The sequence below is a fragment of the Hydrogenophaga sp. OTU3427 genome (assembly GCF_038440225.1).
Classification (GTDB): domain Bacteria; phylum Pseudomonadota; class Gammaproteobacteria; order Burkholderiales; family Burkholderiaceae_C; genus Hydrogenophaga.
The window spans coordinates 174,514-196,507 of sequence record NZ_JASATI010000001.1 but is presented as its reverse complement, the minus strand read 5'-3'; the positions used below and the strand labels follow the sequence as shown (position 1 = coordinate 196,507).

At 66.1% G+C, this 21,994-nt stretch carries 22 protein-coding genes and 1 tRNA gene; 5 read left to right on the top strand and 18 right to left on the bottom strand.

What is annotated here, in order from left to right; translation table 11 throughout:
- Nucleotides 1–8: 8 nt before the first annotated feature.
- The 13 genes from AAHB17_RS00920 to AAHB17_RS00860 all read right to left on the bottom strand — a co-directional run bounded on the left by AAHB17_RS00920 (nt 9) and on the right by AAHB17_RS00860 (nt 12,068).
- A complete protein-coding gene (locus AAHB17_RS00920; RefSeq protein WP_342128528.1) occupies nt 9–266 on the bottom strand; it encodes a helix-turn-helix transcriptional regulator in 258 nt (85 codons plus the stop codon).
- Nucleotides 267–373: 107 nt separating this feature from the next.
- Nucleotides 374–1,051 carry a hypothetical protein gene (locus AAHB17_RS00915; RefSeq protein ID WP_342128526.1) on the bottom strand — a complete coding sequence of 226 codons (678 nt, stop codon included), beginning with the start codon at nt 1,049–1,051 and terminating at the stop codon, nt 374–376.
- Nucleotides 1,052–1,156: 105 nt separating this feature from the next.
- Nucleotides 1,157–2,395, bottom strand: coding sequence for a tyrosine-type recombinase/integrase (locus tag AAHB17_RS00910; protein ID WP_342128525.1), 1,239 nt, complete (start codon nt 2,393–2,395; stop codon nt 1,157–1,159).
- 227 nt (nt 2,396–2,622) lie between these two features.
- Nucleotides 2,623–2,699: transfer RNA gene (locus AAHB17_RS00905), tRNA-Pro, on the bottom strand.
- A 31-nt stretch (nt 2,700–2,730) separates the two neighbouring features.
- Nucleotides 2,731–3,198 carry a MerR family transcriptional regulator gene (locus AAHB17_RS00900; RefSeq protein WP_342128524.1) on the bottom strand — a complete coding sequence of 156 codons (468 nt, stop codon included), beginning with the start codon at nt 3,196–3,198 and terminating at the stop codon, nt 2,731–2,733.
- A gap of 102 nt (nt 3,199–3,300) precedes the next feature.
- Nucleotides 3,301–3,648 carry an integration host factor subunit alpha gene (locus AAHB17_RS00895; RefSeq protein WP_342128523.1) on the bottom strand — a complete coding sequence of 116 codons (348 nt, stop codon included), beginning with the start codon at nt 3,646–3,648 and terminating at the stop codon, nt 3,301–3,303.
- A 23-nt stretch (nt 3,649–3,671) separates the two neighbouring features.
- On the bottom strand, nt 3,672–6,110 hold the full coding sequence (pheT, locus tag AAHB17_RS00890; protein WP_342128522.1) for a phenylalanine--tRNA ligase subunit beta: 2,439 nt from the start codon (nt 6,108–6,110) through the stop codon (nt 3,672–3,674).
- Between the two features lie 17 nt (nt 6,111–6,127).
- Complete coding sequence (gene pheS, locus AAHB17_RS00885) at nt 6,128–7,180, bottom strand: phenylalanine--tRNA ligase subunit alpha (RefSeq protein WP_342128521.1); 1,053 nt, start codon at nt 7,178–7,180, stop codon at nt 6,128–6,130.
- A 128-nt stretch (nt 7,181–7,308) separates the two neighbouring features.
- A complete protein-coding gene (gene rplT / locus AAHB17_RS00880; protein WP_342128519.1) occupies nt 7,309–7,668 on the bottom strand; it encodes a 50S ribosomal protein L20 in 360 nt (119 codons plus the stop codon).
- A 24-nt stretch (nt 7,669–7,692) separates the two neighbouring features.
- Entirely contained in the window at nt 7,693–7,896 is a 204-nt protein-coding gene (gene rpmI / locus AAHB17_RS00875; protein ID WP_066151481.1) for a 50S ribosomal protein L35, read from the bottom strand.
- Between the two features lie 192 nt (nt 7,897–8,088).
- Nucleotides 8,089–8,706, bottom strand: coding sequence for a translation initiation factor IF-3 (gene infC / locus AAHB17_RS00870; protein WP_342128583.1), 618 nt, complete (start codon nt 8,704–8,706; stop codon nt 8,089–8,091).
- Between the two features lie 94 nt (nt 8,707–8,800).
- Nucleotides 8,801–10,720, bottom strand: a complete 1,920-nt coding sequence (thrS, locus tag AAHB17_RS00865) for a threonine--tRNA ligase (RefSeq protein ID WP_342128582.1) — start codon at nt 10,718–10,720, stop codon at nt 8,801–8,803.
- Nucleotides 10,683–12,068, bottom strand: coding sequence for a GGDEF domain-containing protein (locus tag AAHB17_RS00860; protein ID WP_342128518.1), 1,386 nt, complete (start codon nt 12,066–12,068; stop codon nt 10,683–10,685). The genes thrS and AAHB17_RS00860 overlap by 38 nt, the downstream gene beginning before the upstream one ends.
- Nucleotides 12,069–12,231: 163 nt before the next feature.
- Here AAHB17_RS00860 and cfa point away from each other — a divergent pair, with 163 nt between their 5' ends.
- Entirely contained in the window at nt 12,232–13,401 is a 1,170-nt protein-coding gene (gene cfa, locus AAHB17_RS00855; protein ID WP_342128517.1) for a cyclopropane fatty acyl phospholipid synthase, read from the top strand.
- A gap of 10 nt (nt 13,402–13,411) precedes the next feature.
- On the opposite strand, the gene AAHB17_RS00850 is transcribed toward cfa, so the two are convergent.
- Both AAHB17_RS00850 and AAHB17_RS00845 read right to left on the bottom strand, forming a co-directional pair.
- Nucleotides 13,412–14,239, bottom strand: a complete 828-nt coding sequence (locus AAHB17_RS00850) for a class I SAM-dependent methyltransferase (RefSeq protein ID WP_342128516.1) — start codon at nt 14,237–14,239, stop codon at nt 13,412–13,414.
- Between the two features lie 3 nt (nt 14,240–14,242).
- The gene (locus tag AAHB17_RS00845) at nt 14,243–15,055 is read right to left on the bottom strand and encodes a class I SAM-dependent methyltransferase (RefSeq protein ID WP_342128515.1); all 813 of its coding nucleotides are present in this window, start codon (nt 15,053–15,055) and stop codon (nt 14,243–14,245) included.
- A 183-nt stretch (nt 15,056–15,238) separates the two neighbouring features.
- Between AAHB17_RS00845 and AAHB17_RS00840 the strand changes: the two genes are divergently transcribed.
- Nucleotides 15,239–15,772: an OsmC family protein gene (locus AAHB17_RS00840; protein ID WP_342128514.1), complete on the top strand. Its 534-nt coding sequence runs from the start codon at nt 15,239–15,241 to the stop codon at nt 15,770–15,772.
- The gene (locus AAHB17_RS00835) at nt 15,772–16,752 is read left to right on the top strand and encodes an AraC family transcriptional regulator (RefSeq protein WP_342128513.1); all 981 of its coding nucleotides are present in this window, start codon (nt 15,772–15,774) and stop codon (nt 16,750–16,752) included. Before AAHB17_RS00840 ends, AAHB17_RS00835 begins: the two co-directional genes overlap by 1 nt.
- Before the next feature lie 15 nt (nt 16,753–16,767).
- Here AAHB17_RS00835 and AAHB17_RS00830 read toward each other — a convergent pair whose 3' ends face one another.
- A complete protein-coding gene (locus tag AAHB17_RS00830) occupies nt 16,768–17,253 on the bottom strand; it encodes a MarR family winged helix-turn-helix transcriptional regulator (protein WP_342128512.1) in 486 nt (161 codons plus the stop codon).
- Between the two features lie 132 nt (nt 17,254–17,385).
- Between AAHB17_RS00830 and AAHB17_RS00825 the strand changes: the two genes are divergently transcribed.
- A complete protein-coding gene (locus tag AAHB17_RS00825) occupies nt 17,386–19,128 on the top strand; it encodes a tannase/feruloyl esterase family alpha/beta hydrolase (RefSeq protein WP_342128511.1) in 1,743 nt (580 codons plus the stop codon).
- A gap of 56 nt (nt 19,129–19,184) precedes the next feature.
- Here the strand turns inward: AAHB17_RS00825 and AAHB17_RS00820 are convergent, their stop codons facing one another.
- A complete protein-coding gene (locus AAHB17_RS00820) occupies nt 19,185–20,558 on the bottom strand; it encodes an alkaline phosphatase PhoX (RefSeq protein ID WP_342128510.1) in 1,374 nt (457 codons plus the stop codon).
- Between the two features lie 140 nt (nt 20,559–20,698).
- On the bottom strand, nt 20,699–21,385 hold the full coding sequence (locus AAHB17_RS00815; protein WP_342128509.1) for a YceH family protein: 687 nt from the start codon (nt 21,383–21,385) through the stop codon (nt 20,699–20,701).
- A 15-nt stretch (nt 21,386–21,400) separates the two neighbouring features.
- On the opposite strand from AAHB17_RS00815, the gene purN reads away from it, so the two are divergent.
- The gene (gene purN / locus AAHB17_RS00810; RefSeq protein ID WP_342128508.1) at nt 21,401–21,991 is read left to right on the top strand and encodes a phosphoribosylglycinamide formyltransferase; all 591 of its coding nucleotides are present in this window, start codon (nt 21,401–21,403) and stop codon (nt 21,989–21,991) included.
- The last annotated feature ends 3 nt before the right edge of the window (nt 21,992–21,994 follow it).

Here is a 21,994-nt window from a genome sequence, read left to right as displayed (position 1 = left end):
CCACCCCCTCAAGCCGCCATCAACACGGCCAACTTTTCCGCGCGCTTGGCGTGAAGTTGCTTCACCAGTTCGCGGATTTGCTCATCGCTCGCGCCTGCAATACGCGCCGCGTTGATCGCCTTCACTTCATCGTCAGGCCAGCCGCTTGAGCGTTCCCCGATCTTGACCGGCTGTGTCCACAGTCCGACTCGGATCAGTCCGTAGATGCTGGCGTGGGAGCGATACCCCGCCTCATCCTTGCATTTTTCGATTCGCCAGATAGCCATATTGCCCACCTTTTAACGGCGTTGTCTGCCGTTGTTGTTTCGATGGGCGTAGTTTCCAAAGTGGTAAAGCAAAAATTCACGGGTGGCAGGCTACCCGTTACGGCTGGCTAGTCACCCGTTACGGGTGGCAGCCTATCCGGGGGCTTTCTGGCCTCTCGTAGCGCGTCGTAAATGAGTCGCTCGGGGTTCTTTGATACGTCTGCAAGCTCATTTGGCAGCATTGCAGCAAGCCTTCTTGCAACTACTGCATCAGCACCTCGTAAACGCTCAGCTTGGGACAACGCCCACTTTTTTAACTCTGACGGCTTGCGGTGCTTGGCTGCCGCCCCTATTTTTCCCGCTATCGAAAGCATGTCCTTGCGCTTGGCATCGTGGGACTTTTCGGATCCAGAAATCAAGCCGATAGCAATGCCTAAAAACTTCGATGTTTGAACTACTGTTCTCAGCAACGATTCGGAAGAGTGCTCCTTATCATTAGCCAAGTAAATCGTCATGAACCCATATGCAAGACTGATTGACCGAATAACGTCTTCTGGCATGTCCGGTGCTGCGTCACACAGCATCTGAAAATCTAGCTCTGCTTTTTTCCGGTGGTTCTCAAGCTTCTCAATTTCCGCAGGGTCGGTCCCTTGCTCAAGCCGTGCGATCCCATGCTCAAGCATTGCTGCCTGATAGGCAGATATCCCGACTTCAATAAATACGTCATTTGGGATGCCCAGCACCTCGTCCATGAAGCTATTCAGCTCCCGAATCATCTCGTTCGCCAGATCAAGCTCGATACTCATTGCGTTCCCTGTCACGCCCCCGAACAGAAGCCAGCGCCGCCGGGTCAGGGTGTCCCGGTTTTCACCATCGGGGATCAGCCGATGGCTAGGCGTGGCGTCAAAGCATCAAGCCCGCTTCATCTGGATCACATCGGCACCAGCGGCCAGTTTGTCCAGGTAGTCGGCCCACCGCTGCATCATGTCCGCGCGTTGCTTCAGATAGGTGGTGCGGTTGTAGGCCCGTCCGTTGGCGTCCTTCACGGTGTGCGCCAACTGCGCCTCTATCACTAGCGGGTCAAACTCCAACACTTCATCCAACAGGGTCCGCGCCGTGGCTCTGAAGCCGTGAACGGTCTGCACATCGGACCCATAGCCCAGCGTCTGAAGTGCGGCCCGTAGGGTGTTGTCGCTAATCGGGATGTTGCGTGATTTCTCACCGGGGAACAGCAACACGCCGTCGCCGGTCAGGTGGTGCAACTCGCGCAGGATGGCCACCGCCTGGGTGGGCAAGGGGACCAGATGTGGGTCGCCGTTTTCCTTGCCGTCATAGGTGCGTTTCATGCGCTTGGCCTGAATCGACCACAGCCCCGCGTCTAGGTCGAACTCGGACCACTCCGCCGCCCGTAGCTCGGTCGGTCGCTGAAACAGCATCGGTGCAAGTTGCAGCGCCGCGCGCACGTTCAGCCCGCCCTTGTAGCCCCGGATCACCCGGATCAGTTCGCCCAGCTTCACCGGGTCGGTGATTGCCGCGAAGTGTCGGCCCTTGTGTGGGGTCAGTGCGCCTTTCAAGTCCATGGAAATGTTCCGGCCAGCCTTGCCGGTGGCCACCGCATAGGCAAACACGCCGCGCGCCGTGGTCAGCACACGGTGGGCCACATCAAACGATCCCCGCGCCTCCACCCGCCGTATGGTCTGCAACAACTCCACCGGCTCGATTTCAGCAATGCGCCGCTTGCCGATCCAGGGGAACAGGTCTTTTTCCAGATTGCGAAGCTCGCGGGTCTGGTGGTGGCTACTCCACAAGGGCGACTTCTTCCCGTACCACTCGCGCGCCACATGCTCGAAAGTCTCGCCCTCGCTCATGGCCTGTTTGAGTCGGTCCAACTGCCGCGCCTGCACCGGGTTGAAACCTTCCGCCCTTTTCAGCTTCGCAGCGTCTCGGGCCTTGCGCGCCGCCGTGAGTGTCACCGCCGGGTAACTGCCCAGCGCCATGCGGGATTCCTTGCCGTCCGGGTAAAACTTCCAAAACCAGTGTTTGCGGCCACTGGGTCCTACCTGAAGGTACAAACCACCGGAATCGGTCAGGCGGGCGTGCTTCTTACCCGGCGGACAAGCGGCGTTTCGGCATTCAGCGTCGGTCAGCATGGGTCTGTTCCCCGGTGGGTTGTTCCCCGGTAGCCGGGGCGTTACCCCGGTTTTACGGGGTGTGTTCCCCGGTTTTGAAGAAACCGGGGTTTTGTTCCCCGTAATATTCCCCGGTGCCGCGCTGGCTGTCAATGCCTGTCCCTGTACCCCATTGCAGGGTAAACCGTTGATTTTCCAAAGAAAAAGCCCGTTAGGCGTATGTTCCTAACGGGCTTTATCAGTAGAAATGGTCGGCGTGGCGGGATTCGAACTCGCGACCCCTTGCACCCCATGCAAGTGCGCTACCAGGCTGCGCTACACGCCGACAAGCCTCAGATTATAGCTGGTTTATCGGGTCATCCGGCAGGCTGGGCCAGCAAATCACGAATCGCGAGCAATTCGCTGCGCATCTGCTGCAAGGCGTCCACCGCATCCTGCGAAGACGCGAGCACCTGCATGGCCTGCATGGGGTCGCCGCCACCCAGGCTGGTGGTGTCGACCTCCACCACTTCCATGCCGCCGATGCCGGTTTCGACCACTTCCGGGCGACGCTTGTCGCGCTCCTGCTGGGCGAGTTCCTGCAGCTTGTTGCGCGCGCCGCTGATGGTGAAGCCCTGGTCGTAGAGCAACTCGCGGATGCGCCGGATCATCAGCACCTCATGGTGCTGGTAGTAGCGACGGTTGCCGCGCCGCTTCATGGGACGCAGCTGGGTGAACTCCTGCTCCCAGTAGCGCAGCACGTGCGGTTTGACACCACACAGCTCACCGACCTCACCGATGGTGAAGTAGCGCTTGGCTGGGATGGGCGGGAGCTGGATTTCCATTGGAATCAAGGCGGTACGGACCAAACCTTGGAATCTACTCCAAGTGGGCCGGGGACGCAAAACCGTTGCGCCGACTGTGGCGATGCCGCCACCCGTGGGTCATCAAGCGGTTGCGGCTCCGTTCGCTGGCGCGTCCACCGTGGCCTGCACCTGTTCCTTGAGCTTGGGGCTGGCATGGAAGGTGACCACCCGCCGCGCCTCGATGGCAACGGGTTCGCCAGTGCGCGGGTTGCGCCCCGGCCGGGCGGCCTTGGTGCGGATGTGGAAGTTGCCGAAGCCCGATATCTTGACGTCGGTGCCGTCCACCAGGCTGTTGGCGATCAAATCAAAGAACGCGTCGACCATGTCCTTGGACTCGCGCTTGTTCAGCCCGATCTGGTCGAACAGCATGTCGGCCAGCTGTGCCTTGGTCAACGCCGGGGTTTCCAGGTTTTCGATGGTCTCGCTCATGATCTGATCCCTTGTCCCTTGTGTCAGGCACGCAGGCGCGCACCCAGGCGCTCGTGGGCAGCCGCCAGCACGGCCGACACCGCGGCGTCGATTTCTTCTTCGGTCAACGTCGCGTCGTCCTTGTTGAACACCAGACGCACGGCCAGGCTCTTTTCACCGGCGCGCACCGGCGCGTCTTCGGTCAACACGGCGCCGTTCTTGGGCCGGTAGACGTCAAACAAGGTGGCCTGCCTGAGCACGCCAGAGACCGGCGCGGCGTGGATGGCCGACATCAGCGCCGCATGGGTCACGCTCTCGGCCACGACCAGGGCGATGTCCCGCTCCACCGCCTGGTGGCGCGGCACGGGCTGAGCCACCGGCACATCGCGCGCGAGCACGGCGTCCAGCGCGAGTTCAAACAGCACCGGCGCCTGCGGCAGATCATAGGCCTGGCGCCAGCGCGGGTGCAGTTCGCCGACGAAACCAATGGCCTCGCCATCGAGCAGCACACGTGCGCAACGGCCCGGGTGCAAGGCTGGGTGGGACGCCGCCTCGAAGGTGGCGCGGCGCGGCGCGAGCAAGGCCTCGACATCGCCCTTCACATCGAAGAAATCCACCGTGCGGGCGCCCTGCCCCCACTGCTGCTGGACCAAGTCGCCGTAGGCCAGACCGGCCACGCGCATGGGCTGGGCAAAACCGGCCACGCTGGTGTCACTGTCGGGCACGCTGGTGTCCTTGCTGAACACGCGGCCCAGCTCGAACACGCGCACGCGCTCGGCCTTGCGGGCGAGGTTGAAGCGCAGCACGCCCACCAGGCTGCCCACCAGCGAGGAACGCATCACGTTCATCTGGCTGGCGATGGGGTTGAGCAGCTTGATCGGGTCGGCGTTGCCGGCCAGCTCCTGTTCCCAGCGTTCCTCGACGAAGCTGAAGTTGATGGTTTCCTGGTAACCCAGCTGGGCCAGGCCGCGGCGCACGGCGAAGGGGCCACGTCGGGATTCGGGGCGGATCTTGGCGGTGATGGGGGCTTGTGGCGGCGTCTGCGGCAGGCGCTCGTAGCCGATCACGCGGGCCACCTCTTCGATCAGGTCTTCCTCGATCAGCAGGTCAAAGCGGAACGGTGGCGGCGTCACGGTGATGTGGTCGCCATCGGCCGTCACGGGCAAGCCCAGGCGACGCAGCGCATCGGCACAGTCGGCGGCGCTCACCGGCATGCCGATGACCTTGGCCGCGCGGCTGGCGCGCAGCGTCACGGGCGCTGGCTGGGGCATGGCCACCTGCTGGTCGTCCATGACACCGGCCTGGCCGCCACAGATGTCGAGGATCAGCTGTGTGATGCGCTCGATGTGCTCCACCGTGGTGGCGGGGTCCACGCCGCGCTCGAAGCGGTGGCCGGCATCGGTGCTGAAGTTGTAGCGGCGCGAGCGACCGGCCACGGCCTTGGGCCACCAGAAGGCGGCTTCGACGAACACGTTCTGCGTGTCGTCGGACACGGCGGTGGCATCGCCCCCCATGATGCCGGCCAGCGACTCCAGCTGCACGTCGTCGGCGATCACGCCGACCTTGTCGTCCACCGTGATGGTGTTGCCATTGAGCAGCTTGAGCTGTTCACCTGCGCGACCCCAACGCACGTCCAGCCCGCCATGGATCTTGTCCAGATCGAAGATGTGCGACGGGCGGCCCAGTTCGAACATCACGTAGTTGGAGATGTCCACCAGCGGCGACACGCTGCGCTGACCACAACGCGCCAGGCGCTCGACCATCCAGGCCGGTGTCTGCGCCCGGGTGTTGACGCCGCGCACGATGCGACCCGAAAAGCGGCCGCACAGATCGGGCGCGCTGATCTTGACCGGCATGCGGTCGGTGGCGGGCAGTTGCACCGGCACCGCCGGGAAGGCGGGTGTCGTCAGCGGGGCACCGGTCAGCGCCGACAGTTCGCGGGCGATGCCGTAGACGCTCAGGCAATGGGCCAGGTTGGGCGTGAGCTTGAGGGTGAACAGGGTGTCGTCCAGCCGCAGGTGTTCGCGGATGTTCTGTCCGATGGGCGCGTCGGCGCTGAGCTCCAGCAGGCCGCCGTGGTCGTCGGACAGCTTGAGTTCGCGCGCGGAGCACAACATGCCGGCGCTGTCGACGCTGCGCAGCTTGGCGGCCTTGATGGCGAAGGGTTTGCCGTCTTCGCCGGGCGGCAGCTCGGCGCCCACCAGGGCCACCGGCACCTTGATGCCGACGCGGGCGTTGGGCGCGCCGCAGACGATCTGCAGCAGGCTGCCCTGGCCCGCATCCACCTGGCACACGCGCAGGCGGTCGGCGTTGGGGTGCTGGACGGCGTCCTTGATCTCACCCACCACCACCTTGTCGAACGGCGGGGCCACGGACTGGAGTTCTTCGACCTCCAGGCCGGCCATGGTCAGGGTGTCGGCAAGTTGCTGGGTGCTCAGGGGCGGGTTGCAGAATTCGCGCAGCCAGGATTCAGGGAATTGCATGTTGTGCTCGCGGCTTGTTATTGGAACTGCGACAGGAAACGCACGTCGCCGTCGAAGAACAGGCGCAGGTCGTTCACACCGTAGCGCAGCATGGTCAGTCGGTCCGGGCCCATGCCGAAGGCGAAGCCGATGAAACGCTCGGGGTCCAGGCCCATGTTGCGCACCACGTTGGGGTGCACCTGGCCGCTACCGGCGACTTCGAGCCAGCGCCCGGCCAGGGGGCCGCTCTGGAACTGGATGTCGATCTCGGCGCTGGGCTCGGTGAAGGGGAAGAAGCTGGGGCGGAAACGCAGCACCAGGTCGTCCGATTCAAAAAACGTGCGGCAGAAGTCGGTGAACACAAACTTCAGGTCCTTGAAGCTCACGTTCTCGCCTATCCACAGGCCTTCGCACTGGTGGAACATGGGCGAGTGGGTGGCATCGCTGTCCACACGGTAGGTGCGGCCCGGGGCGATGACGCGAATCTCGGGCATGCCCTGTCCGGCGTCCAGCGCGGCGCGGTGGCGCTTGACGTGCTGCACCGCGTGGCGGATCTGCATGGGGCTGGTGTGGGTGCGCAGCAGGTTGGGCGCCTCGGCACTGCCACCTTCGACGTAGAAGGTGTCGTGCATGGAGCGCGCCGGGTGGTCGGCGGGCGTGTTGAGCGCGGTGAAGTTGAACCAGTCGGACTCGATTTCGGGGCCGTCGGCCACATCAAAACCCATGGAGCCGAAGATGGCCTCGATGCGCTCCAGCGTCAGGCTCACCGGGTGCAGACCGCCGGTGCCACGTTGGCGCCCAGGCAGGCTCACGTCCAGGGCTTCGGCCTGCAGCTGCGCCTGCAGCTCGGCTTCGGCCAAGGCGCGACGGCGTTCGTTCAGGGCCGACTCGATGGCCTGCTTGGTCAGGTTGATGGCGGCGCCGCGCGTCTTTTTTTCTTCGACGCTGAGGGTGGCCATGCCTTTCATGAGCTCGGTCACCCGACCACTTTTGCCCAGGAACTGTGCCTTGGCATTTTCCAGTTCGGCCGGTGTGGCGGCTTGTTCGAACAAGGCCTTGGCATCAGCCACCAGCGCGTCCAACTCTGTCATTTGAAACACCTTGAATGGGGGTGGTGGCGAGCGGGCCACCAATGAAAAAGGGCCAGTGCTGCAAAAAAGCCCCGGCCCTTGTTCGGGTGCACAAGGATGCCTCGCGGCGCCCCGTGTCACCTTGCGGATCAAGCAGCCAGTTTGGCCTTGGCCTGCTCCACGATGGCGGCAAACGCCGCCTTGTCGTTCACCGCGAGGTCGGCCAGCACTTTGCGGTCGATCTCGATGGCGGCCTTCTTCAGACCGTTGGCGAACTGGCTGTAGGTCATGCCCAGTTCACGCGCACCGGCGTTGATACGGGCAATCCACAGCTGGCGGAACACGCGCTTGCGGGTGCGACGATCGCGGTAGGCGTACTGCCCCGCTTTCATCACCGCCTGCTTGGCGATGCGGAATACGTTGCCGCGGCGACCGCGGAAGCCTTTTGCAAGGGCCAGAACTTTTTTGTGGCGGGCGCGAGCCGTGACACCACGTTTGACGCGAGGCATGTGTGTTCTCCTTGTTCGTCGTTATCAAATGCCCATGCCGGGCAGCATCTGCGCCATGTGACCCATGTTGGTCTCATGCACAGTCACCGCACCACGCAGATGGCGCTTGTTCTTGGTGGTCTTCTTGGTCAGGATGTGACGCTTGAAGGCTTGGCCGCGCTTGACGGTACCACCCGGACGAACGCGAAAACGCTTTTTCGCGCTGCTCTTGGTCTTCATTTTGGGCATGTGAATGCTCCTTCTCGTTTGTGCTCGTGAGGCGCCGCGAACCTTACGCGGACTTGTTGGCCCCGAGCCACTTGGGTCAAGCGGCACACAAGGTGCCACCTGTTCGGGATGCGGCGGTTTGCACCACCACAACCCAGGCATCGCGCGGGTGACCAAACCCGCACGAGGCCTTTATCCGTCTTGTCCGACCGCTCAGGCGGCCGGCGCACCCGCCGGGGTGCCTGCCACCGGCGCTTCGGCCGCCGGCTTGGCACCACCACCCGCCTTGCGGCGGCCGGGCGCGATCATCATGATCATCTGGCGGCCTTCGAGCTTGGGGAATTGTTCCACCAAGATCGTGTCGCCCAGATCGTCGCGAATCCGGTTCAGCAAGGCCAGCCCCAGTTCCTGGTGGGTGATCTCGCGGCCGCGGAAACGCAAGGTGATCTTGCATTTGTCGCCATCATCGAGAAAGCGCCGAATGTTGCGCATCTTGATGTTGTAGTCGCCATCGTCGGTACCGGGGCGGAACTTGATTTCCTTGATCTCGATGACCGTCTGCTTGGCCTTCGCTTCCGCCGCCTTCTTCTGCTCCTGGTACTTGAACTTGCCGTAGTCCATCAGACGGCACACCGGAGGGTTGGCCGTGGCGGCAATTTCCACCAGGTCCACGTCAAGCTCGCCGGCCATGCGCAGGGCTTCCTGCAGGCTGACGATGCCCAGCGGCTCGCCCTCGGGACCCGAGAGGCGGACCTCGGGGGCCATGATCTCGCGGTTCAGGCGATGGGCGCGCTCTTCACGCTGGCGGCGGTCGCGAAAGTTGGTAGCGATGGTGAAATCCTTTTCCTGTCAGTAGGTCGCAGTCGACGAAAAGCCGTGGCCATGGGTCATCCCAGGCCTTCCAGGCGATCACACACGAGGGAAATCACACCTTGGATGCCAGGTCTGCCGCGATGTGTTGCACGAACGCATCAAGCGACATCACACCGAGGTCCTTGTTGCCCCGGGCCCGCACGGCTACAGCGCCAGCCGCCTTCTCCTTGTCGCCCGCGACGAGGATGTAGGGCAGCTTTTGCAACGAATGCTCACGTATTTTATACGTAATTTTCTCGTTGCGCAGATCGGTCACCACCCTAAGGTCTTGATTTGGCAATGCTTTTTTCAGCTTTGCGGCAATTTCGCGACAGTAATCACCCTGCGCGTCGGTGATGTTGAGCACCGCGACCTGCACCGGCGCCAGCCAGGTGGGCAGCGCGCCGGCGTGTTGTTCGATCAGGATGCCGATGAAGCGCTCCAGGCTGCCGACGATGGCCCGGTGCAGCACGATGGGCCGGTGGCGCGCGCCGTCTTCGCCCACGTATTCGGCGTCCAGGCGCTCGGGCAGGTTGGGGTCGACCTGGATGGTGCCGCACTGCCATTCGCGGCCGATGGCGTCCTTGAGCGTGTACTCGATCTTGGGGCCGTAGAAAGCGCCCTCGCCCGGTAGGTACTGGAAATCGCAGCCCGAGGCCTTCAGGCCGTCGGCCAGCGCACTCTCGGCGCGGTCCCAGCTCTCGTCGGTGCCGATGCGCTTTTCAGGCCGGGTCGACAGCTTGTAGATGATGTCGGTGAAGCCGAAGTCCTTGTAGACCTTCTGCAGCAGCGTGGTGAAGGCCACCACCTCGGACTGGATCTGGTCTTCGGTGCAGAAGATGTGGCCGTCGTCCTGGGTGAAGGCGCGCACCCGCATGATGCCGTGCAGGCCGCCGCTGGGCTCGTTGCGGTGGCACTGGCCGAATTCGCCCAGGCGCAGCGGCAGGTCGCGGTAGCTCTTGATGCCCTGCTTGAAGATGATGATGTGGCCCGGGCAGTTCATCGGCTTGAGCGCGTAGTCGCGCTTTTCCGATTCGGTCACGAACATGTTCTCGCGGTACTTGTCCCAGTGGCCGGTTTTTTCCCACAGGCTCTGGTCCAGGATCTGCGGCCCCTTGACCTCCTGGTAGCCGTTGTCGCGGTAGACCTGGCGCATGTACTGCTCGACCTGCTGCCACACCGTCCAGCCCTTGGGGTGCCAGAACACCGTGCCCGGCGAATGTTCGTCGATGTGAAACAGGTCCAGCTCGCGGCCAAGCTTGCGGTGGTCGCGCTTCTCGGCCTCTTCCAGCAGGGTCAGGTAATTCTGCAGATCTTCCTTGTTGGCCCAGGCCGTGCCGTACACACGCTGCAGCATCTCGTTGCGGTGGTCGCCACGCCAGTAGGCACCGGCCACCTTCATGAGCTTGAAGTGCTTGAGCTTGCCTGTGCTGGGCACGTGCGGGCCACGGCACAGGTCTTCGAAGCTGCCTTCGCGGTACAGGCTCACGTCCTCGTTGCTGGGGATGCTGGCGATGATCTCCGCCTTGTAGTGTTCGCCCAGGCCCTTGAAATAGGCCACGGCCTCGTCGCGCGGCAGCACGCGGCGCAGCACCGGCTCGTCCTTGGATGCCAGCTCGACCATGCGCTTTTCGATCGCGACCAGGTCCTCGGGCGTGAAAGGGCGCTTGTAGGCGAAGTCGTAGTAGAAGCCGTGCTCGATGACCGGGCCGATGGTGACCTGCGCCTCAGGGAACAGTTCCTTGACCGCATAAGCCAGCAGGTGGGCTGTGGAGTGGCGGATCAGTTCCAGGCCGTCGGCGTCCTTGGCGGTGACGATGGCCAGTTGCGCGTCGCGCTCGATGCGGTAGGAGGTGTCAACCACCTTGCCGTCCACCTTGCCGCCCAGCGCGGCCTTGGCCAGGCCGGCGCCGATGGCCGCGGCCACTTCGGCCACCGTGACCGGGCCGGGAAATTCACGTTGGGAACCGTCGGGGAGCGTGATGTGCAGCATGGGAATCCAGAAAACAAAAAAGCGCGGCATGGGCCGCGCTGGTGAGTGTGAAGGGGTCAATCGGGCAGGCGCGAACTGCGGGCCTCAGGGGGCCAGGAGAAAACCTCGTGGAGTTCGCGGTGTCATAACCAGACTGCCTTTCTCGCTCTTGGTGCATTGCAACACCCGGATTTTCCCACAAAAATGACTCACCTATGCCACAGGCGCCGGCGCCTCTTCCACCCGGTTGCGCCCCAGTTGCTTCGCGCGGTAGAGCGCGGCGTCGGCGCGGGCCATCAGGTCGCCGAGCGTGTCGCCCCCACCGTGGTCGAACGCGGCCAGGCCAATGCTGACCTGACACCGCGGCAGCGCGGGGTTGACCGTGGTGCTCTTGAGTATCCGCGTCGCCACCAGCCACGCCGCCTGGCGGTCGGTGTCGGGCAACAAAGCCACAAACTCCTCGCCCCCCCATACGCGCCAGGATGGTCGGGCGGCGAAGAATGGCCTGAGTGCGGTGCACGAAGTCGGCCAGCACCAAGTCACCCACGTGGTGGCCATGCTGGTCGTTGACGGCCTTGAAATGGTCCAGATCCATCATCAGGGCCGACATCGGCGTGCCCAGCCGCTGAGAGCGCGCCACCTCGTTTTCACCCAGGCCGAAGAAAGCGCGCCGGGTGTAGGCGCCTGTCAGGCTATCGTGGCTGGCCAGGTGCTCCAGCTCGATACGAAGCCGTTCGGAGGCCATCAGAATACCGCCGATGGACAGCAGCAGCAGCCCGAAGCTGAAGCTGCCCAGGTAGAGCGCCTGCATGGTCGAGGGAACAAAAATGCCGTCGGCCGGCAGGAACCGCAGAGCCGTCACCGCCCGCACCGCCATCACCAGGGCCAAGAGCAGCAACACGACCAGCGTGAAACGCGAGCCAAAACCGCCCAAGCCATGCCGCCACACCAACCAGGCCTGGGCCAAGAGCAGCATGCCCACAACCACACAGATGAACAGCAGCCGGTAGATGTAATCCTCGGCACGCCCGCTGAGTGCGACCATCGTCGGCACCGTCACGACCATGAGCAGGACCAGGAAGTGCCTCGGCAAGTGCCTTTGAAAGTGACGTGCGGTGCCCGAGAGCAACAAGGCGCCCGCCAGCACCAACAACACATTGGCCGCGGCCATGGACACCAACGGCGGAGCCATGCCCTGCAGGCCAAACAGGAGGGTGGCCACAAAGGCCACCAGCTGTGCCAACGCCCAGCGGTCCAACCCCTGTATGGACTTGGGATAGGTACGCCACTGCGAACAGAGCACCACCGCCATCAGGCAGGCCATCACACCGTTGATCAGCAAGAAAACACGCAAGTCGAGAGCGGACACGGTAAGCAAGCCTATGTTTCACACCATGATAGTGTGAAATCCCGCACCGCCAGGCGCCATGGATGCATTGACGCTCGCTATCGAACAGCCAACAAAAATCAATTGGCTGCATCCAATGCTAGGGATTTACAGTGGGTTTTGACTCGCCACCCACCGCCCCGCCATGGACACCCGCAGCCTTCAACGCCTGCCGGACACGGCCAACGGCCGTTCGCGTGCCGGTCACGCCCACCACTACCTCCAGTCACTGCTGAGTGAGGCCGACATTGGCCTCGATGGCCGGCGGCCCTGGGACATCCAGCTGATCGACCCCGCCATGCCACGGCGGGTGCTGGCACACGGCAGCCTGGGCCTGGGCGAAGCCTATGTGGACGGCCAATGGGAATGTGAGCACCTGGACCAATTGTTCGACCGCCTGCTGCGCGCCCAGCTCGGTGAACGTGTGCACCCGCTTTCGCTGGCCTGGCACCACCTGCGGGCGCGCTGGCTCAACCTGCAGACCGAACCGCGGTCCTGGCAGGTGGCACGCGCCCACTACGACATGGGCAATGACTTCTACGCCGCCATGCTGGACCGGCGCATGACCTACACCTGCGCCTTCTGGCAAAACGCCGACACGCTGGACGCCGCCCAGGAACACAAGCTCGACCTGGTCTGCCGCAAGCTGGACCTGCGTCCCGGCATGCGGGTGCTGGACATCGGCTGCGGCTGGGGCAGCTTCATGCGTTTCGCCGCCGAGCGCCACGGCGTCAGCTGCGTGGGCGTGACGGTGTCGGCCGAACAGGTCGCGCTGGGCCGCGAGCTGTGTGCCGGGCTACCGGTCGAGTTCCGCCTGGCCGACTACCGCACACTGAACGAGCGCTTCGATCGCGTCGTCAGCCTGGGCATGTTCGAACACGTGGGACACAAGAACCACGCCGACTTCATGGCGGTGGCCCAGCGCTGCCTGCACCCCGATGGCCTGTTCCTGCTGCACACCATCGGCCGCAACGAACACGGCCACGGCACCGATCCCTGGATACACAAACACATCTTTCCCAATGGCGAGCTGCCCACCATCGCGCAGATCGGGCAAGCCTGCGAACGGCGCTTCGTGGTCGAGGACCTGCACAACTTCGGCGCCGACTACGACCGCACGCTGATGGCCTGGCATCACAACGTGCAGACCGCCTGGCCGCGTTTCTCTGACACGCTGGGCGAGCGCTTCCGCCGCACCTGGCGCTACTACCTGCTGTCCTGCGCCGGCGCCTTCCGGGCGCGGGACATCCAGCTCTGGCAATGGGTCTTGTCCCAACCCGGACGCGCCGGTGTCTACCCGAGGGTGGCCGCCTGAAGCGCTGCGCTCAGGCCGACCCGGGCGCGTGGGCCGCCAGCACCACAAATTCGGCAGGCACCGCGTAGCCGGATGGCCCTTGCCACGGCGCAATCACGCCCAAGTAGCGGGCACGCACCCGCTGCTGGGTGGCGAGGTCAAACCGCGACCAGGCCAGCGCCACCGGGCCACCCACCAAGGCCGCATCGCAGGCCTGTTCGCCGTCGGCATAGGCCAGCGTGGTCCGCCAGCGCTGCTCTGGCGCGGCCAGCAGGCCGTTTTCCTTGCACAGTCGCGCCAGCAGGCCCGGTTGGCCGAGACGAAAGAACAGTGGACAGACCTCGCTGGACACCTCGTCGTCCACGATGCCGAACAGGTCGGCCCAGCCGCAGCGGGCTCGCTCACCCCACACCGACAACACCAGGCGCCCGCCTGGGCGCAGCACCCGCCGCGCCTCGCTGAGCACCTGCTCGGGCTCGGGGACGTACATCAGGCCCAGCGAACACAACACGACGTCGAAGCTGCCGTCCGCCACCGCCAGACGCTCGGCCCCCAGGCGCGCGAAATCGACGTTCAAGCAACCCGCGGCACGGGCCCGCTGCTGCGCCACCGCGACCATCTCGCCCGACAGATCGGTGCCCAGTACCTGGCCCATGGGTGCCACCGCGCGCGCCGCGGCCTGTGTCACCAGGCCAGTGCCACAAGCCAGGTCCAGCACCCGCTCGCCCGGCGCCAGGGCCGCACGGGAGAGCAGTTCGGCCTGCACGCCCGCCAGCTGTGTGGCCCACAGACCGTCATAGCGACTGGCCGCCCGGTCCCAGCCGTAGCGTTGAACGCGGTGCTGCAGTCGGGCTTCCATGGCTCAGCGCAGCGTCACGACGATTTCCAGGTAGGCGCTGGGCACCACCAGCGATGCCGGTCCGGCCGTGTTGAGGCCATCGAGCAAGGCCGCCAGCTCCTGCGCCAGCACCGCCGCCTGCTCGGCCGGCAAGGCGGCAAAGGCCTTGTGCACCGGCCCATACCACTGGCGGAAAACGTCGACAAAATGGGCCGCCGAGCGGTAGCGGAAATGGAAGTCCCGCGGCGTCACCTGAATGCGGGCAGCACGCTCGCCAAACAGCGAGGCGACGTGCGACTCCACGCCCCACAAGGACGGCGGCGACACACCCACGGGCGGCGGCACGTGGCGGCCCAGCACCTTGAACATGCGCCCCACCAGGCTGTCGGGGGTCCAGTTGGCCAGGCCGATGCGCCCGCCCGGGCGGCACACCCGGGCCATCTCGGCGGCCGCACGCGGCTGGTCGGGCGCAAACATGACACCAAACGTCGACAAGACGGCGTCGAACTGCCCGGCGTCGAAAGGCAGCGCCTCCACGTCCGCCACCTGGAAGTCGACCTGGAGCCCCTCGGCCCGCGCCCGCTCTGCACCCCTCTCCAGCAGGCGGCCCACGTAATCGGAAGACGTGACCATGCAGCCGCGCCGGGCCGCCGCCAGGGTCGCGTTGCCGTTGCCGGCCGCCACGTCGAGCACGCGCTCGTCCCAGCGCAGGTCGCAGGCCTCGGCCAGTTGCTCCCCCACGATCTGAAGGGTGGTGCCGATCACGGCGTAGTCGCCACTGGCCCAGGCGCCCTGCTGGCGCGTCTTGATGGCGGCGAAATCGATGGGGGCGTTCATGGTGCAGTCTCCTGGATGGGTTGGGAAGCCGGACTGTGCGCCGCGCCCGACGCACACGTCCTGCCCCAACGTCCCGGATCGCTGCCCCAACGTCCGCCACTGCCTCCCCCGGGTCGACACACACTAGGCATGTGGACGTGCAGCTCCCACAATGCCAAGCTGCCAGCCCCACAGGAGCACCCCATGAGCGCCACCGCCATCGCCACCGCACTGCAGCGCGTGCAAGCCGCCTTCCAGCGGCACCCGCAAGCCGGCTTGCACGAGGACGCGCCGGCGCTGTCGCGCTGGGAAGGCGGCGTGCGCGCGGTAACGCGGCACGCCGACGGACACCAGATCAGCACCGACATGCCGGTGGAACTGGGGGGCAGCGGTGACCAGGTGACCCCCGGCTGGCTGATGCGGGCCGGCCTGGCGGCCTGCACCACCACCCGCATCGCCATGGCCGCCGCCGCGGAAGGCATCACGCTGGACCTGCTGGAAACCGAGGCCTGCAGCCGCAGCGACGCCCGCGGCCTGCTGGGCATGTCCAACACCGACGGCACACCCGTGCCCGCCGGCCCGCTGGACATGCGGCTGCGGGTGCGCCTGTCGGCCACGGGTGTGTCCCCCGAACGCCTGCGCACGCTGGTTGAAACCTGCTGCCGGCACTCGCCGGTGGGCTGCGCCATCGAAACCGCCCTGCCGATCGACCTGCAGATCGAGCTGCCTCCCCACTGATGGATGCGCTGTCCGAGACACTGCGGGTGGTGCGCCTGGTCGGCGCCATCTTCATCCACGGCCGCTTCAGCGCCCCATGGTGCTACCAGTCGCCACCGGCCGATGCCGCCGCCCCGCTGCTGGAGCCCAGCGCCGAACGGGTGGTCATCTTCCACCTGATCACCGAAGGCGACTGCTGGGTGGAGCTCGACGGCCAGCCCCCGGTGCACCTGATCGCAGGCGATGCGGTGGTCTTTCCCCAAGGCCATGCGCACCGCATGACCTCCGCGCCGGGCCTGGCCCCCGCCTCGGGTGCCCAGCTGGACGAGGTGCTGTCCCGGCGCCCCCGCCTGCTCGCCTATGGCGGCGGTGGCGCCACCTGCCGGCTGGTCTGTGGCTACCTGGCCTGCGATGCCCGCCTGGCCCGCATGCTGCTGAGCGGCCTGCCAAAGCTGCTGCGCGTCAACGTGCGCGGCTCCAACGCCGGCACCTGGCTGGAGGCCTCGCTGCGCTACGCGCTGGCCGAAGCGCGCTCGCCGCGCCCGGGCGGCGCTGGCGTGCTTGCCAAGCTGGCCGAGGTGTTGTTCATCGAAGTCCTGCGCATCTACATGAACGAACGGCATGCCATGGATGGCCACACCGGCTGGCTCGCCGGCGTGAACGACCGCGTCGTCGGCACCGCGCTCAAGGCCATACACAGCGCGCCAGCACAGGCCTGGACGCTGGAAGACCTGGCGCACGCGGCCCACACCTCGCGTTCGGTGCTGGCCGAACGCTTCCAGCAGCTGGTGGGCAGTTCACCCATGCACTACCTGGCCCAGTGGCGCATGCTGCTGGCCAGCCACCTGCTGTGCCGCAGCAACGCGCCGCTGGCGCGCATCGCCGAAGAAGTGGGTTACCAGACCGACACCGCCTTCAGCCGCGCCTTCCGGCGCGAGTACGGACTGCCGCCGGCCACCTGGCGGCGCCGGCAAGGGCCCACGCAGGCCACGCCCCACTGAGAACGGGTCCGCCCCTCAAGCCTTGCGCCGGCGCGCCACCTTGCGCAGCAGTTCGAGCAGCATGGCCCGTTCGGCCGGTGACAGGGTCGACAGCACCTGGGCCTCCTCGGCCTGCAAGGCCGCCAGCGCGTCGCCCACCAGTTGCCGCCCGGCCTCGGTGACACCAAAGTGCTGGGACCGGCGGTCGGTGGTGCTGCGTTCGCGCGAAACCAGGCCCCGCTGTTCCAACTTGCCCAGCCAGACCGTGATGGCCGGCATGCTGATGGCCAGCGCCCGCGCCATGCGGGAGGGCGTGACCGAGGTGTTTTTATTAATCAAATGAAGCAGTGTGAACTCCACCTGACCCAGCCCCAGCGGCCCGCCAGCGGCCCGCTGGAAACACCCGTTGGTGACGATGGACGCCTGCGCCAGCCGGTAGCCCAACAGCTCGTGCAAGCCCCCTTCCTCCAGTTGTGCGGTGGGTGTGAGATGGTCCTGGCCGGTTTTCAATGAAGCGCTCATCGCCCGATTATCGGACGCGCTCCCCACCCTGGCCGCCACACGGCGCCACCGTGCGGTTCTGGTGTTTACCCTGATAACCGACATTTGGTTAATTAAATAAACTAACTAAATCGTTCACCACAGGAGACACACATGCCGACCTCTTCCCTGCAACCGGTGCGCCTGGGCGCCCTGGCCGCGGCCACCACCCTGCTGGTGGCCTGCGGCGGTGGCGGCGACGCGCCGCCCCAGCTCGCGGCCGCCACCGGCGCCAGCTTCACCGGCGCCTGCGCCGGCCTGCAGACCGCCCTGGCCAGCCTGCCCAACACCCAGATCACGCTGGCCGAAACCATCGCCGAGGGCACGCTCAAACAGGGCGGCAACGCGGTGGCCGAACACTGCCGCGTGACCGGCAAGATGCACGAGCGCACCAGCCCGGTGGACGGCGCGACCTATGCCATCGGCTTCGAGATGCGCCTGCCCAAAGCATGGAACGGCCGTTTCCTGCACCAGGGCAACGGTGGTACCGACGGAGCGGTGCTGACCGCCGCCGGCGCGCTGGGCGGCGGCCCGGTGACGGGCGCCCTCCACCAGGGCTTCGCGGTGCTGAGCTCGGACGCCGGCCACAGCGGGGGCACGGCAGCGTTCGGCATCGACCCGCAGGCGCGGCTGGACTACGGCTACCAGGCGGTGGCCAAGCTCACGCCCATGGCCAAGGAAGCCATCAAGCTGGCCTACGGCAAGGGCCCGGACCGCTCCTATTTCGCGGGCTGCTCCAACGGCGGGCGCCACGGCATGGTGGCCGCCACCCGCTACTACGCCGACTACGACGGCGTGCTGGCCGGCGCCCCCGGCTACAACCTGCCCAAGGCGGCGGTGGCCAACCTGGCCGGCGCCCGCCTCTACCAGACCGTGGCCACCACCCCGGTGACCAACCAGATTGACCTGGCCACCGCAGTGACCGACACCGAGCGCCAGCTGCTGGCCAACCGCGTGGTGGCCAAGTGCGACGCCCTGGACGGCGCCACCGATGGCATGGTGCAGGACGTGGCCGCCTGCCAGGCGAGCTTCAAGCTGGCCGACGACGTGCCCACCTGCAGCGGCGCGCGCGACGGCAGCTGCCTGAGCAGCGCACAAAAGAGCGTGTTGTCCCAGATCTTCAGCGGCCCCACCACCAGCAAGGGCGATCGCATCTACGCCAGTTTCCCCTACGACGGCGGTTTTGGCGGTGGCCGGGCCGGCGTGCCCACGGGCGGCAGCCCGGTGGGCAGCGGCGTGGCACTGTGGGAATTCTTCATCTCGATCTCCCGCGACGCCGAGGCCACCGGCCTGATCTTCGGCGCGCCGCCGCAGAACCTGGCCACGTTCAACCCGCTGAGCTTCGCGCTGACCACCGACATCGACGCCCTCAACGCGTCCATGTTCGCCACCAGCGGGCTGTACAGCGAATCGGCCATGTCCTTCATGACCCCGCCCAAGCCCACGCAGATGCACGGGCTGCGCAATCGCGGCGGCAAGATCATGGTCTACCACGGGGTCAGCGACGCGATATTCTCGGTCAACGATACCGAAACCTGGTTCAAGGGCGTGCAGACCGATACCGGCTACGACTTCGCCCGTTTTTACCGCGTGCCCGGCATGGGCCACTGCTCGGGCGGCCCCGCCACCGACCAGTTCGACATGCTGACACCGCTGGTGAACTGGGTGGAAAAAGGCCAGGCCCCGGCCGCCATCACCGCCTCGGCGCGTGGCGCTGGCAATGCCGGTGGTGTGAACAGCGACCTGCCCGCCGGCTGGGCCGCCGACCGCAGCCGCCCGCTCTGCCCCTACCCGCAGGTGGCCCGCTACAAGGGCACGGGCAGCCTGGAACTGGCCAGCAGCTTCAGCTGCCAATAAGGCCTTGGAACACAGCGCGGCCCCGGCGCGGGGGCCGCGCCGCCGCGCTCAGACACTCAGGGCTGGCCCTTGCGCCAGGGACCTTCGATCACCAGGGTCAGGCCGGGGCTTTGCATGTTGACGAACATGAAGCGGCCGTTGTGCGAGAAGCAGCCGCCCGCGAATTCGGATCCGCCCAGCGCGTTCTCGGCCACGCGGAACAGCTCGCCGCGCGAGTTCACGCCCACGATGTTGTTGCCACCGGAGCCGTCTTCGTACATGTAGAGGCGGCCGTCCGGGCCCACCGTGATGTTGTCGGGCGCGTCCAGCACGTCGCGCGTGACCGACTCCACCACCAGGGTCACCGTCTCGGCGGCCGGGTCGTAGGCCCAGATCTGACCGGCACGGGCGTTGCCACCGTCGGAGCAGCAGAAGTAGATCAGGCCGTTGCCGTACCAGGCGCCTTCGCCGCGCGAGAACAGGGCCGCGCCCTTGTTCTTGCCTTCCAGGCGCACGGTATCGCCCACCGGGTCGACGTCGTCGATCGTCACCCACTCCACCGGCAGCGGCGTGTTCAGCAGGTCCAGGAAACCGCTGCGGGTGTTGACGGCAAAAAACTCATCACCCACGATCTTGAGCGCCTGCAGTTCGCCGCCTTCGACCAGCCGGCCCGGCACATCGGGCAGGTAGCGGTAGAAGCAGCTGTCGCCCCGGTCCTCGGTCTGGTAGGTGATGCCGGTCTCAGGATCGGTGGCCGTGGCCTCGTGGTTGAAGCGGCCCATGTCGATGATGGGCACGGCGGCCACCGGCGCGGTGGCGTGGGCCGGCACCTCGAACACATAGCCGTGGCGTTGGGTGTAGTTGTTGTTGCTGGCGGGCACCGAGGTGTTTTCCTCGCAGCTGAGCCAGCTGCCCCAGGGCGTCAGGCCCCCGGCGCAGTTGTTGTTGGTGCCGCCCAGCGACGCGAAATGCCGCACCAACCGGCCCGACTCGTCCAGCACCAGGGTGGTGGTGCCGCCGTTGCACCAGCTGTCGTATTTGAGCTCGTTGGGCACCGCCACACCGGCGACGTTGCCGTACTTGGCCTCGCGGTTGCTCAGCTCGTGGTTGCGCACCAGGATGGTCTGGCCGCGCTCGCCGCGGAAGGCGGCCATGCCGTCGTGGTCACCCGGCACCAGGCCGCCATCGCTCATGGGCTGGCCGGTCCAGGAGATCACCCAGTAACGGAAGCCTTCGGGCAGGTTGAGCAGCACCTGGCCGCGCAGGTCGAGCGCACCGACGCCAGCGTTGAACAACTCGTGGGTGTTCAGCGGCAGACTGGGCTTGAGCGGGCCGAAGCCGGGCCCGAAGATGGGAGCGCCGATGGCGGCACGCTGGTACAGGGCAGACAGGGGGGCGGCCACGGCGCTGGCGCCCAGCAGCTGGACAAAATGTCGACGGGATGGGGTCATGTGAAATGCTCCAGGGGGTTTCAAGAGGCCATTCGCCATGCGTCGCGGGCCAACGGCCTGCAGCACAACGCCCCTGGACGGTAGCCACCCCAGATGAAACTTCGGTGACGGTCCGCGCCGTCACCCCAGCCCCCAACCGATCAATCCGCGCCGGGTTCTCCCGCCGCAGGCGCAGGCAGGCCCAGCTCGGCACACACACGTTCCAGCGCGGTGCGCAAATGCGCCACCTCGGCCTCCAGCGCCGCCACGCGGGGCGCCAGGCCGGCCGTCGGCACGCTGGCGCCACCGGCCGCCAGGCTGTCCAGGTCCACCGGGCCACACAACAGGTGAGCCCAGCGCTGTTCGCGCGCGCCAGGCGCACGCGGCAGCTTGAGCACCAGGGCCCCGCCCTTCTCGGCCGAGCGCTCCTGCAGCTCGTCCAGAAAGGCCTCGACCGAGGAGATGTCCGCGAAGCGGTACCAGCGCTCGGCGTTCAGGCGCAGCTCGCCAGCGGTCTGCGGTCCGCGCAGCATCAGCAGGCCCAGCAGCACCGCGCTCTGCTCGGGCACGCCATACCCCTTCTGGAACTGGTGACCGAAGCGCGCCGCGCGCCCGCCGCTGCTTTCGCTGATCAGGCCCAGGTCGCGCAGGCCGTCCAGCGCCTCCAGCACCTCGGCCTCGGCCAGGCTCATCACCGGCTCGCGGCTGGTTTTCTGGTTGCAGCCGCCAAGCAGGCCGTTCAGCGTCATGGGGTAGGTGTCCGGCACGGTGCGGGCCTTCTCCATCAAGGTGGCCAGCACACGGGCTTCCGTGGGCAACAGGGGACGGACGGCGGTCGATGGGGTCATTACACTTCTCGGTCTATGTCGGCTTCGAACAAAAACATTGTCATTCTGATTTCGGGCACGGGCTCGAACATGGCCGCCATTGTGCGCGCCGCCGAGCGCGGTCAGTGGGCGCGGCGCCACCAGGCGCGTGTGGCCGCCGTGGTCAGCAACAAGGCCGACGCCCCCGGCTTGGCCTTCGCCCGCGAACACGGCATCGCCACCGCGGTGGTGGACCACAAGGCCTATCCGTCGCGCGAGGCCTTCGACACCGCGCTGGCCGCCGAGGTGGACCGCCACCAGCCGGCGCTGGTCGTGCTGTCGGGCTTCATGCGCATCCTCACGGCGGGTTTTGTGTCGCATTACGCGGGCCGGCTGATCAACATCCATCCCAGCCTGCTGCCGGCGTTCACCGGCCTGCACACCCACCAGCGCGCCATCGACATGGGTTGCCGTTTTGCCGGGGCCACGGTGCACCGCGTGACGGCCGAACTGGACCACGGCGACATCCTCGACCAGGCGGTGGTGCCGGTGCTGTCGGGCGACACGGCAGCCACCCTGGCCGCACGCGTCCTCACACAGGAGCACCTGATGTACCCGCGGGTGGTGGAACGCTTGATCGCGGGCTGAGCC